General features: G+C 74.8%; 10 protein-coding genes. 7 read left to right on the plus strand and 3 right to left on the minus strand.

What is annotated here, in order from left to right; all coding sequences use genetic code 11:
- Positions 1-1,414 (minus strand): multicopper oxidase family protein (locus IE249_RS32275; protein WP_229859746.1); only part of this gene is annotated, 1,414 nt, incomplete at its 3' end.
- Positions 1,415-1,856: 442 nt separating this feature from the next.
- Here IE249_RS32275 and IE249_RS32280 point away from each other — a divergent pair.
- The 5 genes from IE249_RS32280 (at position 1,857) to IE249_RS32300 (ending at position 9,061) form a co-directional block, all read left to right on the plus strand.
- On the plus strand, positions 1,857-2,798 hold the full coding sequence (locus tag IE249_RS32280; protein ID WP_189710583.1) for a hypothetical protein: 942 nt from the start codon (positions 1,857-1,859) through the stop codon (positions 2,796-2,798).
- 75 nt (positions 2,799-2,873) lie between these two features.
- Positions 2,874-3,332, plus strand: coding sequence for a cobalamin B12-binding domain-containing protein (locus IE249_RS32285; RefSeq protein ID WP_189710585.1), 459 nt, complete (start codon positions 2,874-2,876; stop codon positions 3,330-3,332).
- Positions 3,329-6,700: an FAD/NAD(P)-binding protein gene (locus IE249_RS32290; protein WP_189710587.1), complete on the plus strand. Its 3,372-nt coding sequence runs from the start codon at positions 3,329-3,331 to the stop codon at positions 6,698-6,700. The genes IE249_RS32285 and IE249_RS32290 overlap by 4 nt, the downstream gene beginning before the upstream one ends.
- 221 nt (positions 6,701-6,921) lie before the next feature.
- Positions 6,922-8,604, plus strand: coding sequence for an acetate--CoA ligase (locus tag IE249_RS32295; RefSeq protein ID WP_229859747.1), 1,683 nt, complete (start codon positions 6,922-6,924; stop codon positions 8,602-8,604).
- 4 nt (positions 8,605-8,608) lie between these two features.
- Positions 8,609-9,061, plus strand: coding sequence for a cupin domain-containing protein (locus IE249_RS32300; RefSeq protein ID WP_189710591.1), 453 nt, complete (start codon positions 8,609-8,611; stop codon positions 9,059-9,061).
- A 75-nt stretch (positions 9,062-9,136) separates the two neighbouring features.
- Here IE249_RS32300 and IE249_RS32305 read toward each other — a convergent pair whose 3' ends face one another.
- Both IE249_RS32305 and IE249_RS32310 read right to left on the minus strand, forming a co-directional pair.
- Entirely contained in the window at positions 9,137-9,466 is a 330-nt protein-coding gene (locus IE249_RS32305; protein ID WP_189710593.1) for an antibiotic biosynthesis monooxygenase family protein, read from the minus strand.
- A gap of 93 nt (positions 9,467-9,559) precedes the next feature.
- Positions 9,560-10,246 (minus strand): N-acyl homoserine lactonase family protein, encoded by a 687-nt coding sequence (locus IE249_RS32310; RefSeq protein ID WP_189710595.1) that lies wholly within the window; start codon positions 10,244-10,246, stop codon positions 9,560-9,562.
- 131 nt (positions 10,247-10,377) lie between these two features.
- Here IE249_RS32310 and IE249_RS32315 point away from each other — a divergent pair, with 131 nt between their 5' ends.
- Together IE249_RS32315 and metK are read left to right on the plus strand one after the other, a co-directional pair.
- On the plus strand, positions 10,378-12,177 hold the full coding sequence (locus tag IE249_RS32315; protein WP_189710597.1) for an MFS transporter: 1,800 nt from the start codon (positions 10,378-10,380) through the stop codon (positions 12,175-12,177).
- A 149-nt stretch (positions 12,178-12,326) separates the two neighbouring features.
- Positions 12,327-13,147, plus strand: an 821-nt coding sequence (gene metK, locus IE249_RS32320; protein WP_189710599.1) for a methionine adenosyltransferase, incomplete at its 3' end; no start/stop codon positions are given.

The raw sequence follows: 13,147 nt of genomic DNA on the forward strand, positions 1-13,147 counted from the left end.
TCATGTGGCCGAGCAGATGGCAGTGGTACATGAACTTGCCCGTGTAGTCCGTGAACTTGAGCTTGAAGCGCACGCTCTTGCCCGGCATCACGGTGACGGTGTCCTTCCAGCCCGCCTCGCCCGGCGCGGGCGCCGTCCCGTCCCGGTCCACGATCTGGAAGTGCTCCAGGTGGGTGTGCATGGAATGCGGGATGCCGAACTTGGTGTCGGTGTTGTGGACCGTCCAGATCTCCGTGGTGCCGACCCGGGGCCGTATGTCGACGCGTTCGGGGTCGAAGGGCTTGCCGTTGATGAGGTGCCGGCCCGTCGCCGCGTCGAAGGACATCACGAAGGTGCGCTCCACGGTGGGCGCGCCCACGTCGGCCACCGGGCGCAGCCGGTCGGGCACGCTGGAGCGGTCCTCGGCGGTGCGGACCACGTCGAACCGCATGACCTCCGGGGCCTCGCCGCGGTAGGCGATCCGGTTGGCGAGCACCAGCTTGGTGCCGACCGGGTAGCGGGAGAAGTCGATGACCACTTCCTGGCGTTCGGCCGGCCAGATCTCCAGCGCGCGGGTGGCGTACGGCGCCGGGAGCAGCCCGCCGTCGGAGGCGATGTGGGTCATCTCGTCGCCCTCGCCGAGCTGGAGCAGGAAGGCGCGCTCGTTGCTGGTGTTGGTCAGGCGGATGCGGTACTTGCGGGCGGCGACCTCGAAGTACGGGCGGGGGCGGCCGTTGACCAGCACGGTCGGCCGGTTCATGAAGCCCTCCATGTCGTACACCAGGGAGCCGTCCGCGGCGAACTTGGCGTCCCTGAGGTACAGCGGCACGTCGTAGCGGCCCTTGGGCAGCGGCAGCCGCTGCTCGAACTCGTCGGTGAGCAGGTAACCGGCGACCGCGCCGAAGTAGACGTTCTCGGCGTGCGCGTGCAGGGAGTGGTCGTGCAGCCACATGCTGGACGCCTGCTGGTTGTTGGGGTAGTAGAAGACGCGGCCGGCGCCGGTGAGCAGTTCGTCGTCGGGGTGGCCGTCGTCGTGGGCCGGGACGTGGCCGCCGTGCAGGTGCATGGCGAAGGGCACGCCGAGGCCGTTGGTCTGCTGGATCACCACCGGGCGGCCGCGGACCGCCCTGATCAGCGGCACGGGCTCGCCGTTGAACAGCCGCATCCGGGTGGTGGTGCCGGGCACCACGGTGACGTCCGTCTCGCGCGGGCTGAGCCGGTAGACGTCGTAGCCCATGCCGTGCCGCCCGCGTCCCGCGCCGGCGCCGAGCGGGCGCAGCACGCGGGCCTGGCGCAGCGGCACGGCGAAGGGCTCGTCCGGGTTGCCCGGGCCGCCGCCCGTGGTGTCGGCCATGGCCACCGCCCCCGCGCCGGAGACGGCCGCCAGCAGACCGGTGGCGGCGCTCGCCCTGATCAGTTGCCTGCGAGTCAGCACGTGCTCTCTCCCTGTCGGTGGCGTCGGAGGTGTCCACATTCAGCCGGACGGGGCTAGGCGCGCACTTGAGCGGCGGTACATCCCCCTCGGCGGCTCGGCGGGGGCCGCGGCCCGGCGGCGTTTCTCGACGCGCCCTGCAGCCGCTCTTGAGGCCGGCTACGGAGCATCCGGGCCCAGGCCCTGTCGTCGAATTCCCACCTGCCCCGCGACGTCTGGCACGCACTCCCCCGAGCTCTTCGAGCAGGGGGACTCCCAGCGGCGTCGCCGAAGCGCCCACGTGGCTCCTCCCCCAAGCTCTTGACGAGCAGGGGGACCCCCATCGAGGACGCTCCGGCGCCTCGCGATCGCACGCACCGGACGCCGCGGGGCCCGCCCTCCGGGCGGACGACGGGAATTCGACGACCGGGCCTCGGGACTGGGATTTCCAAGGAGGGACCGCCGGATGGACGCGAAGTCGAGTGTTGTGGGGCGCCGGTTGGGGCGCAGAGGCGTGCTGTTCGGGCTGGCGGGCGGTGCGGTGGCGCTGGTGCCGCAGGCCGCCGCCGCTCAACCGGCCGCGCAGGGCGGGCCGTTCGGCCGCGGGGCGGCGCCGGACGTGGAGGCGGTGGCCGCGCCGGACGGGCTGTCGCTGAGCGGCGGCACGGTGCCCGCCGGGACGGTCACCCTGCGGGCCACCACGCCGGACCCCGCGCTCCAGCATCCGCTCGGGCTGGTCCGGCTGAAGCCCGGGGTGGGCATCGAGCAGTTCCTGGCCCACTACCAGCAGGCGGCCACCGCGCAGGACCCCGCCCAGCGCCGGGCGGGCCTGCAGCTCATCGACACCGAGGCCTGGTACTACGGCGGCCCCGCCGTCACGGCGGCCGGCGGCGCGCTGGAGGCCACCTGGATCCTCACCCCGGGCACCTACCACCTGCTCGACTACACCACGGTCGACCCCGCCCACCCCGAGCGGGTGCGCACGCTCACCGTGACGGGCACCCGCCCCCAGGGCCGCCCCCGCGCCACGGCGCACATCATCGCGCCCTACGACGACGGCGACCAGGGCCGCTACCTCACGGACGGCACGCTGCCCGCCCGGGGCGCCTTCCAGGTCGTCAACCAGACCGGGCAGCTCAACGAGGTGATGTTCCTGCGGACCACGCCGGGGGCCACCGAGGCGGACGTCACCGCCTGCATGGAGGCGTTGCGCAAGGGCGAGAAGCCGCCCGTCTACCCGTTCACCGGCGTGCCCACCGGGCTGACCCCGCTGCAGCCCGGCGCGTCCGCGGTGTTCGCGCACGACCTCCAGCCCGGCCGCTACCTCCTCACCTCCTTCATCAGCAACCGCCAGACCCTCGTCAAGCGCGCCTTCGAGGGCATGTGGCGCCTGGTCACCCTGCGCTGACCACCCGCCGCCAGGTCCCAGTCGGCCAGTCAGTCCCACGCCAGTCGGTCCTATGCGAGAGAGAGTTGAATCCCTATGAGGACGGTGGCCCAACGAGACGGGGGGCGGCGGCGCGTCCTGCTGTCCACGGTCTCCTCGGACGCCCACACCTGGAACCTGGTCTTCCTCCGGATGCTGCTGGAGGAGATGGGCCACGAGGTCGTCGGTCTCGGGCCGTGCGTGCCCGACCGGCTGCTCCTCGACACCGTGCGCCGGACACGGCCCGACCTGCTGGTGATCAGCACCGTCAACGGTCACGGCCGGCTCGACGGGGCCCGGGTGATCCGCGCGCTGCGCGCCGACCCGGTGGCCCGGGACGTCCCGGCCGTCATCGGCGGCAAGCTGGGCATCGACGGCGACGAGGGCGCGGCGGCCGCCCGGGCGCTGGTCGAGGCCGGCTTCGACGCGGTGTTCACCGACACCGCCGACACCGCGCTGATCGGCCGGATCCTCGGGGCGCTGCCGCAGCGGGCGCCGGAGGGCAGGGCGGTATGACACGGCAGAGCCCGCCCGGACCGCGCCCTGCCCGGCCGGGCGCCGTGCGGCGCCCCGGCCCCGCCGACCTGGGCGAGGCGGTGGCGCGGGCGGCGCGGGAGGGGCTCCTCGTCGTGCAGCCCCGGATGGGGATGGCCGGCCCGGATGCGATGGCCGCGGGCCTGCGCGCGGTCTGCTCGCTGCCGCACCCCACGGTCGGCACGCTCACCCTCGACAGCTACACCCGGGTCGGCGACCACGGTCTCGCGCGGGCCGCGCTGGCGGCGGGCGAGCCCCTCAACGGCTTCCCGCTCGTGGCGCACGGGCCGCACACCACCGCGCGGGTCGCGGCGGCGGCCGGTGACCGGCCGGTGCAGGTGCGGCACGGCTCCGCGCTGCCGCGGGACATCTTCCGCACCATGGTCGCGGCGGGGCTGTCCGCGAGCGAGGGCGGCCCGGTGTCGTACTGCCTGCCCTACGGGCGTACCCCGCTGGCCGAGTCGGTCGCCAACTGGCGAGCGGCGACGGCCGAGTTCGCGGGCCTCAGCGCGGAGCGCGGGCTGCGCGCCCATCTGGAGACCTTCGGCGGCTGTCTGCTCGGGCAGCTGTGCCCGCCCTCGCTGCTGGTGGCGGTCAGCCTGCTGGAGGCGCTGTTCTTCGTGCAGCAGGGCGTCACCAGCGTGTCGCTGAGCTACGCGCAGCAGACCGACGCGCGCCAGGACGTGGAGGCGCTGGCCGCGCTGCGGATGCTCGCCGACGAGTGGCTGCCGCCCGGTGTCGACCGGCACCTGGTGCTCTACACGTACATGGGCGTCTTTCCCGGCAGTCCGCGGGGCGCGCAACTGCTGATGGACCGCAGCGCGGAGCTCGCGGTGCGCGGCGGGGCGCGGCGGCTGATCGTGAAGACGCCCGCCGAGGCGGTGCGGCTGCCCACCGTCGAGGAGAACGTCGCCGCCCTGCGGTCCGCGGCCCGCGCGGCCGGCCGCCGGGCGGTCGGGGACGGCCGGGTGCCGTACGTCGGCGAGGTGGATCCCGGTGAGGTGCTGGCCGAGGCGCGGGCGCTGGTCGAGGCCACGCTGGAGCTGCACGCGGACGTGGGCACCGCGCTGACGCGCGCGTTCGCCGCGGGCCTGCTGGACGTGCCGTTCTGCCTGCACGAGGACAACCGGGGGCTGACCCAGGCGGCCGTGGACGGCGAGGGCCGGCTGCGGTGGACGCGGACCGGGCGGCTGCCGCTGCCCCGCCGCACGGTGCCGCACCCCGCCCCGGTCACCGCCGCCCGGCTGCTGCAGATGCTCCGCTACACCGCCGACCGGCACGACCTGCTCGCGCTGGAGGCGGCCGACGACCCCGACTGGGCCGAGCTGTCCGGCCCCGGCCCGGCCGTGCGGCCGCCCGAGGCCGACCCGGAGCCGTACCGGATCGCGGTGGTCGGCACCGGACCGCGCGGTCTGTCGGTGCTGGAGCGGCTGGCGGCCCGGCTGGCCGAGCGGCCCGCGCCGCGGCCCGTGGAGGTCTGCGCGATCGACGCCCACGAGGTCGGTCCGGGCCGCGTCTGGCGCACCGGCCAGCCGCGCTGGTCGATGATGAACACCGTCAGCGGCGAGGTCACCATCTACTCCGGACCGCCCGACGACGGGCCCGCCCGCGCCGGGGCCGGGCCCTCGCTCTACGAGTGGTGGCGCGACGCCGACCCGGAGGCGGCGGCCCCGGACGAGTGCGCGCCGCGCGCGGTGTACGGGCAGTACCTCGCGCACGCCCTGGACCGGATCGAGCGGACCGTGCCGGACGGGGTGCTGCGGCTGCACCGGCTGCGCCGGACCGTGCGGACGCTCGCCCCCGAGGGCGGGCGCTACCTGCTGACCCTCGACGACGGGCGCCGGCTGCGCGCCGACCGCGTCGTCCTCACCACCGGCCACCCGCTGCCCCGGCTCACCCCCGACCAGCAGGAGCTGGCCTCCTTCGCCGAACGGCGGCCGCGGCTGACGTACGTGCGGGGCGACTCGGCGATCGACATGCCGCTCGACGGCATCGCGCCGGGCAGCGTCGTCGGGGTGATCGGCCTCGGCCTGTCCTTCTACGACGTGGTCGCCGCCCTCACCACGGGGCGCGGCGGCCGGTTCGTGCCGGACGCCGGCGGCGCGCTGCGCTACGAGGCGAGCGGGCGCGAGCCGCTGCTGGTCGCCGGGGCGCGCAGCGGCGTACCGCTGCGCGCCCGCGGCCGCAACCAGAAGGGGCCCCAGCACGTCTACCGGCCGCGGCTGTTCACGCGCGAGCGGGTACGGGCCCTGCGCCGGCGCGGCCCGCTGGACTTCCGCGCGGACGTGCTGCCCTGGCTGCTGGCAGAGGTGGAGCTGGTGCACTGCGCGACCGCGCTGCAGCGCGCCTACGGCCCGGACATCGCCGAGCGGTTCCGGCAGGAGGCGGAGGAGGCGGTGCGCAAGGGCACGGCCGGCGCCGGTTCCTCGCGGGAGGGGCGCGGGCCGCAGGAGGCGGTGTTCGGGGCGGCGGTGCGCTGCGGGCTGCGCGGGCACGGGCCGGTGGACCTGCGACGCTGGGCGTGGCCGTTCGGGGACCGTGTCTTCTCCGGACCGCAGGCGTACCAGGAGGAGCTGGCCGCGCTGCTCAGGCAGGACGTGGAGCTGGCCGCCGAGGGCAACGCCGAGGGGCCGGTGAAGGCCTGCCTGGACACCATCCGGGACGTGCGCGGGGTGCTGCGCACGGCGGTGGACTTCTCCGGGCTCGCGCCCCGCTCGCACCGCGAGGACTTCCTGGGCGACTTCGTGCCCATGGTGTCCCGGCTGACCACCGGGCCGCCCCTGGTGCGGCTGCGCCAGCTGCTGGCCCTGCTGGACTGCGGGCTGCTGCGCGTCACCGGACCCGACGCGCGCTTCACCGCCGACCCCGCCTCGGGGCGGTTCCAGGTGCACTCGCCGCGCGTCGCGGGCAGCCGCACCGAGCTGGACGTACTGGTCGACGCCCGCATCCCCGACCCGGACCTGCGCCGGGCGGACGGCGACCTGACCGCGCGCCTGCGCGACCAGGGGCTGCTGACGCCGTACGTCAACCGGGGTCCGGACGGAGGCGAGTTCGCCACCGGCGGTGTGGCCGTCACCGGCTCGCCCTTCCATCCGGTGCGCGCGGACGGGCGGCCGGAGAAGGGGATGTACGTGCTGGGCATCCCCAGCGAGTTCACGCGCTGGTTCACCCAGGTGGGCAGCGGACGCCCGGGCGTATGGGGCGAGTTCGCCGCCGACGCCGACGCCATCGCCGAGGACGCCCTGCACGGCGCCCACGACGGCACCACCGCCACCCCCCTGACCGGCGTCCTCCTGGGCCCCCGCTGGCACACGGCCCTGACCGCGCCCGACGAGGAGACGAACCCCTGATGCCCCAGCCCACCGACCCACCGCCGCCCCGGAACAACCCCCCACGGTCACCGACTACCGCCCCGCTGCCACCGCAGGACGCCCACCCGCGGGGGCCGCGCGGCGGCCCGCTGAAAGCCGGCCCGCGGGGGCCGCGCGGCGGCCGCCCGCGCACCGGCCGGGGCGCGGGCCCCGCGGTGGCCGACGACGGTTACAGGGCCTGTCGTTGGACCGCCGCGCACGTGGAGTTCCGTGCCGCGCGCGATCTGCTGCTGCGGCACCGTGCGGATCCGGAGACCGCTCGGGCGCTGTTCCGGTGGCCTCGGCCGGAGTTCTTCAACTGGGCGCTGGAGTGGTTCGACGTGATCGCGGCCGGCAACGACGCGCCCGCGCTGGAGCTGGCCCGCCCGGACGGCGGCGCCGACGTGGTGTCGTACCGCGAACTGTCCCGCCGTTCCGACGCGGTCGCGCTGTGGCTGGCCCGGTGCGGGGTGGCCCGCGGGGACCGGCTGATGGTGGTGCTCGGCACCCGGGCCGAACTGTGGGAGGTGCTGCTGGCCGCGCTGAAGCTGGGCGCGGTCGTGGTGCCCAGCCACCCGGACCCGGCCCCGGCCGAGGCGGAGGACCGGTTCCGCCGGGGGCGGCTGACCCACCTGGTGTGCCGGGCCGCCTCCACCCCGGCCTTCGCCGGCGTGGACGTGCCGGGGGCGCGGGTCGCCGTGCCCGGCCCGGACGGCGCGGTGCCCCCCGGCTGGGCCGACTACCGGGGCAGTACGGACGTCACCGAACGTTTCGTGCCCGAGGGCCCCACCCCCTCCGCGGACGTGGCGTTCTGCTACTTCACCTCCGGCACCACCTCGGCCCCCAAGCTGGTCGCGCACACCCACCTCAGCTACCCGGCCGGGCACCTGTCCAGCATGTACTGGAACGGGCTGCTGCCCGGCGACCGGCACGTCAACGTCTCCTCGCCCGGCTGGGCCAAGCACTCCTGGAGCAGCCTGTTCGTGCCGTGGAACGCCGAGGCGACGATCGTGGCGCTGCCCGAGGGCCCGCTGGACGCCCCCCGGCTGCCGTGGCTGCTGCGCGGACTGCGGGCCACGAGCTTCTGCGCCCCGCCCAGCGCCTGGCAGGCCCTGCGCCCCCATCTCACCACCGCCGCACCGCGGTTGAGGGAGGCGACCAGCGCCGGGGAGCCCCTGCCCGGCGACCTCGCGGCCGCGGTGCGGGACGCCTGGGGCGTCGAGGTACGCGACGGGTACGGCCAGACCGAGACGACCGCGCTGGCCGGCACCACCCCGGGCGTCTCCCCCCGCCCCGGCTACCTCGGCCACCCCCTGCCCGGCTACCGCCTCACCCTGCGCGACCCGGAGACCGGCGAACCGGCCGGCCGCACCGGCGAGATCTGCGTCGAACTGGGCGGCGGCGACCGCCCGGTCGGGGTGATGGCCGGGTACGCGGACGAGCCGGAGCGCACCGAGCGCGCCCTGGGCCGGGGCTGGTACGCGACCGGGGACCTCGGGGAGCGGGACGCGGAAGGCCGGCTGCGGGTGCTGGGCCGGCGCGACGACGTGTTCAAGTCCCACGGCCACCGGGTGTCCCCGTACGAGGCGGAGGCCGCGCTGCGCACGCACCCGGCGGTCGGCGAGGTCGCGGTCGTGCCGGTGCCGGACCCCGTGGCGGGCCTGCTGCCGCTCGCCGTGGTCGTCCCGGCGCCCGGCCACGCGCCGGACGCGGAACTCGCCGCCCGGCTGCTCGCGCACGCCGGGCGGCTCCTCTCCCCCGTCGGCCGCCCCGAGCGGCTCCGCTTCGCCCCGCGCCTGCCCCGCACCGCCTCCGGCAAGGTCCAGCGCCGCCTGGTGCGCGAGCTGCTGCCGCGGTACGGGACCACGTACGCCCACCCCGCCGCCGTAGAGGAAGGGAACTGAACCCATGCCGGAACTCACGCCGGAAGCCCGGCCGGCCTCCGTGCCGCAAACCGTGCCGGACCGGCCGCGCGCCACGCCGTCCGCCCCGCTCGTCGTCGAGGGGCTCGACCGGCCCGAGGAGCTCACGCGGCGGCTGCGGTTCACGCCGCTGACCGCGGACGGCCGGGTCGGCGTCGAGGTCTTCCCGCTCTACACCACCGAGCAGACCGGCCCGGCCGGGCCCGCCGCCTCGCTGGTGCGGTACCACCCGGGCGCGAGCGCCGCCCCGCACCGGCACACCTCCTACGAGATCATCCTCGTCCTGGACGGCGAGCTGATCACCGAGGAGGGCCGGCACCCTAAGAACTCCCTGCTGGTGATGGCCCCCGGCAGCGTGCACGCCCCGCGCACCGAGCATGGCGCGCTGATGCTGGTGGTGTGGGAGGCCCCGGTGGAGCCCGCCGAGCCCGTCGGGTGAGCCCGGGTAGGGCCGACAGGGCCGCCGCCCCCACGGGGGAACGGCGGCCCTGTCGGCCGTACGCAGGGCGAGCGGTCACAGATCCTCGGAGGCGATGCCGTACACGGCGTAGTGGCGTCCTCGTGAGCGGTCCTGGAAGGGGCGCAGGGCCGAGGGGTTGTCCTTGTGGTCGGGCCCGAACTGCCAGGCCCGGTAGGCGTCCAGGCTCTCCCACTCGCCGTGCAGCGCGAACTCGCCGGGCCGGTCCACGTCCCGCAGCAGCTCACTGCGCAGCAGTCCGGGCACGGCCTCCGGCCGCCGCACCCAGCTGATCTCCCGGTAGGCCTGCTCCAGCGGTTCCGCGCCGTCCTCGGGGGCGCGCAGGTACACGACCACGCGGACGCGTTCGGTGGCGGCGGTGCTCATCGGCGGGTGCCCTTCCTGTCGTGACGGGGTGCTGTTCGCGTGACGGTGTGCAGGTTCGCGTGACGGTGCGCGGTCCGCGTGACGGGCCGTCGGTCAGTCGTAGTACGCGGGCGCGACCCGCAGCGTGGGCCACTGCCCGGCGTCGTGGCCGTGGACGATCAACGCGCCCTCCGTGCGGGCGAGTTCGACGAGCTTGCGGGTGCTCTCGCGCAGTTCCTTCTCGTCCATGTCGAAGGGCAGCACGGGCCGCCGGGCCGCGTCGAGGGCGGCGGTCATGGGGATGGCGTCCACGGCGAGCAGCACCGGCCCGGTGTGCGGCAGCCGCACCAGCACGGACTGGTGGCCGGGCACATGCCCGCCGGAGGCCACCAGCTCGACGCCGGGCAGGAGTTCGGTGTCGCCGTCGACGGTGGTGTATTTCAGGCCGGGTACGTCCCACAGCGGCCGGCACGCCGCGAGCCTCGGCACGGTGCCGGAGCGGGCCAGGTCCAGGTGGGCGCGCTGGATCACGAACTCCGCACCAGGGAAGGCCGCGTGGCCGCCGACGTGGTCGGGGTCGAGGTGCGAGCACACGACGTGGGTGACGTCCTCGGGCCGTACCCCGAGCCGGCCGAGGGAGGACACCACGTCCTGGCCCTCCTCCACCAGCACCTGCGGTCCGCCGGGCGCGGCCCCGGTGTCGACCAGCACCGTCGCCCCCTCGTCGGTGCGGAGCAGATAGCCGGGCACCGGCGCCCCGAGCCCCGGGATGGTGCCCAGTCTCAGCAAGTACAGCCTCATGTCGGCCCGTTCCCTTCCTCCGCGGCCGGATGCCGCTGCCGCGGGCATGGTCGGCGGGCTCGCTCGAGCGTGACTCGACCGGAGGCGATCACACTCGGCGCAAGCGCGCCGTCGGACGACAGGAGAACCCCGTGACGCACGCAGAAGACGAGACGTATGTGGAAGGAGAGGGGGTACCCGACCCCCAGCGGTGGCGCGCCGCCGCCGTGATCCTCGTCGCCATCGCCCTCGATCTGATCGACACCACGATCGTGAACGTGGCGCTTCCGGTGCTGCAGACCGATCTGGAGGCCAGCAAGGCGGCGCTCCAGTGGGTGGCGGCGGCCTACACGCTCACGTTCGCGCTGAGCCTGATCACCGTGGGCCGCGTGGGCGACATGGTGGGCCGCAAGCGGATGATCTCCATCGGCATCCTGGTGTTCGTGGCCGCGTCGCTGCTGTGCGGTGTCGCGCAGAGCACGGAGATGCTCATCGCCTCCCGTGTGCTCCAGGGCTTCGGCGGGGCGATCGTGATGACGCAGGGCCTGTCGGTGTTCCAGGTGAGCTTCCCGCCGAAGGAACGCGCGGCCGTCTTCGGCATGTTCGGCGCCCTGTCGGGCATCGCGGCGATGCTCGGCCCGGTGCTGGGCGGCGTCCTGGTGGACGCGGACCTGTTCGGCTGGTCGTGGCGGCCCATCTTCCTGGTGAACGTGCCCGTCGGGCTGTTCGCGCTGCTCGGGGTGCAGGCGTTCGTGCGCGAGTCGCGCGCGCCGCACATCAAGCACCTGGACCTGGTGGGCGTGGCGCTGGTGACGCTGGCGCTGCTGTCGCTGCTCTACCCGCTGGTGCAGGGCCAGGAGGCCGGCTGGCCGGCCTGGACGTTCACCGCGATGGCGTGCTCGGTGCCGCTGTTCGTCGTCTTCGCGCTGTACGAGCGCAGGAAGGCGGCGCGGGACGGCTCCGCGCTGGTGGAGCCGAGCCTGTTCCGCGAACGGTCGTTCGTGGCGGGCCTGCTGGTGATGCTGAGCTTCTTCGCCATCATCGCCGGACTGTTCTTCCCGTTCACCCTGTACCTCCAGGTGGGCCTCGGCTTCACGCCGCTGGCCGCGGGTCTGACCACCGTGCCGTTCTCGTTCGGCGCGATGATCACCTCGTCGTTCTCGGCGGTGCTGGCCATCAAGATGGGCCGCAAGGTGCTGAGCATCGGCATGGTGATCATGGGGGTGGGCATGGTCGCCCTCATCTGGACGATCGGCCACTTCGGCTCGGGCATCAGCGGCTGGGACATGGCTCCCGCGCTCGCCGTGCTCGGCCTCGGCCTCGGCTTCGTCATCTCCCCGGTGGTGGACATCGTGCTCGGCGGCGTCCCGGTGGAGCACGCCGGTTCCGGCTCGGGCGTGCTCAGCACCGCCGACCAGCTCGGCGCGGCGGCCGGCGTCGCCGTGATCGGCGTGCTGTTCTTCAACCTGCTGACCGCGCAGGCCGTGCCGGGCGCCGACGCCACGCTGCCGCACCTGCGCAAGGAGCTGAGCGCGGCGGGGGTGTCGGCCGCGTCCCAGGACAGGATCGTGGCCGATTTCCGGGCCTGCGCGCGGCAGAGCGCCCAGCACGAGGACGCGAAGGCGCCGCCCGAGGTGTGCCGGCACATCGTGCCCGCGGGCGCGGTGCCCACCGGCCGCGCGGAGCAGGTCACCAAGGCGATCGCCGACGCCTCCGTCAAGGCCCGCAAGGAGGGCTACGCCAGGGCCACCGACCACGTGCTGTGGTACGAGGTCGGCATCATCGCCCTCGGCTTCCTGCTGACGTTCATGCTGCCCAAGCGGGCCCGCAAGCCCGAGTGGGAGGACGACGACGAGCAGGGTGCGGAGCAGCGGGACGGAGAGCGGCAGGACGGTGAGGACGGCGAGAACGGCGCCGCGTCCTCCAAGGCCCAGCCGGCCGGCCAGCCCTGACCGCCGGCCGGCAGCCCTGACCGGCGGCCGACCGGCACTGACCGGGGAGCTGTAGGGCCCTTCGAGCCGATCTGAAGAAGCGGGACGCACCCTTGCCGGGCCACCGAGGCCCGGCCGTGCTCCCGCTTCTTCGTCTTCCTGGAGGGTCCGTGTCCCTGCACCTGTTCACCTCGGAGTCCGTCACCGAGGGCCACCCCGACAAGATCGCGGACCGGATCAGCGACACGATCCTGGACGCCATCCTGCGTGACGACCCCACCGCGCGCGTGGCCGTGGAGACGCTGATCACCACCGGCCAGGTCCATGTGGCCGGCGAGGTCACCACCTCCGCCTACGCGGACATCCCCACCCTGGTCCGCGAGGCCGTCCTGGAGATCGGCTACGACTCCTCGGCCAAGGGATTCGACGGCGCCTCCTGCGGGGTGTCCGTCTCCATCGGCGCGCAGTCCCCGGACATCGCGCGTGGCGTCGACACCGCGTACGAGACCCGGGTCGGCGACGGCGCCGGGCGGGACGCGGACGAGCTCGACCGGCAGGGCGCCGGCGACCAGGGCCTGATGTTCGGCTACGCCACCGACGAGACGCCGACGCTGATGCCGCTGCCGATCTTCCTGGCGCACCGGCTGTCCCGCCGCCTGGCCGAGGTCCGCCGCGACGGCACGCTCCCCTACCTGCGCCCGGACGGCAAGACCCAGGTCACCATCGAGTACGACGGCGACCGCGCGGTCCGTCTGGACACGGTGGTCGTCTCCACCCAGCACGCGGGCGGCATCGACCTCGCCTCGCTGCTCGTGCCCGACATCACCGAGCACGTCGTGGAGCACGTGCTGAAGGGGCTCGCCGACGACGGCGTCAAACTGGAGACCGAGGGCCACCGGCTGCTGGTCAACCCCACCGGGCGGTTCGAGATCGGCGGCCCGATGGGCGACGCCGGCCTGACCGGCCGCAAGATCATCATCGACACCTACGG

The sequence above is a fragment of the Streptomyces anandii JCM 4720 genome (assembly GCF_014650655.1).
GTDB lineage: Bacteria > Actinomycetota > Actinomycetes > Streptomycetales > Streptomycetaceae > Streptomyces > Streptomyces anandii.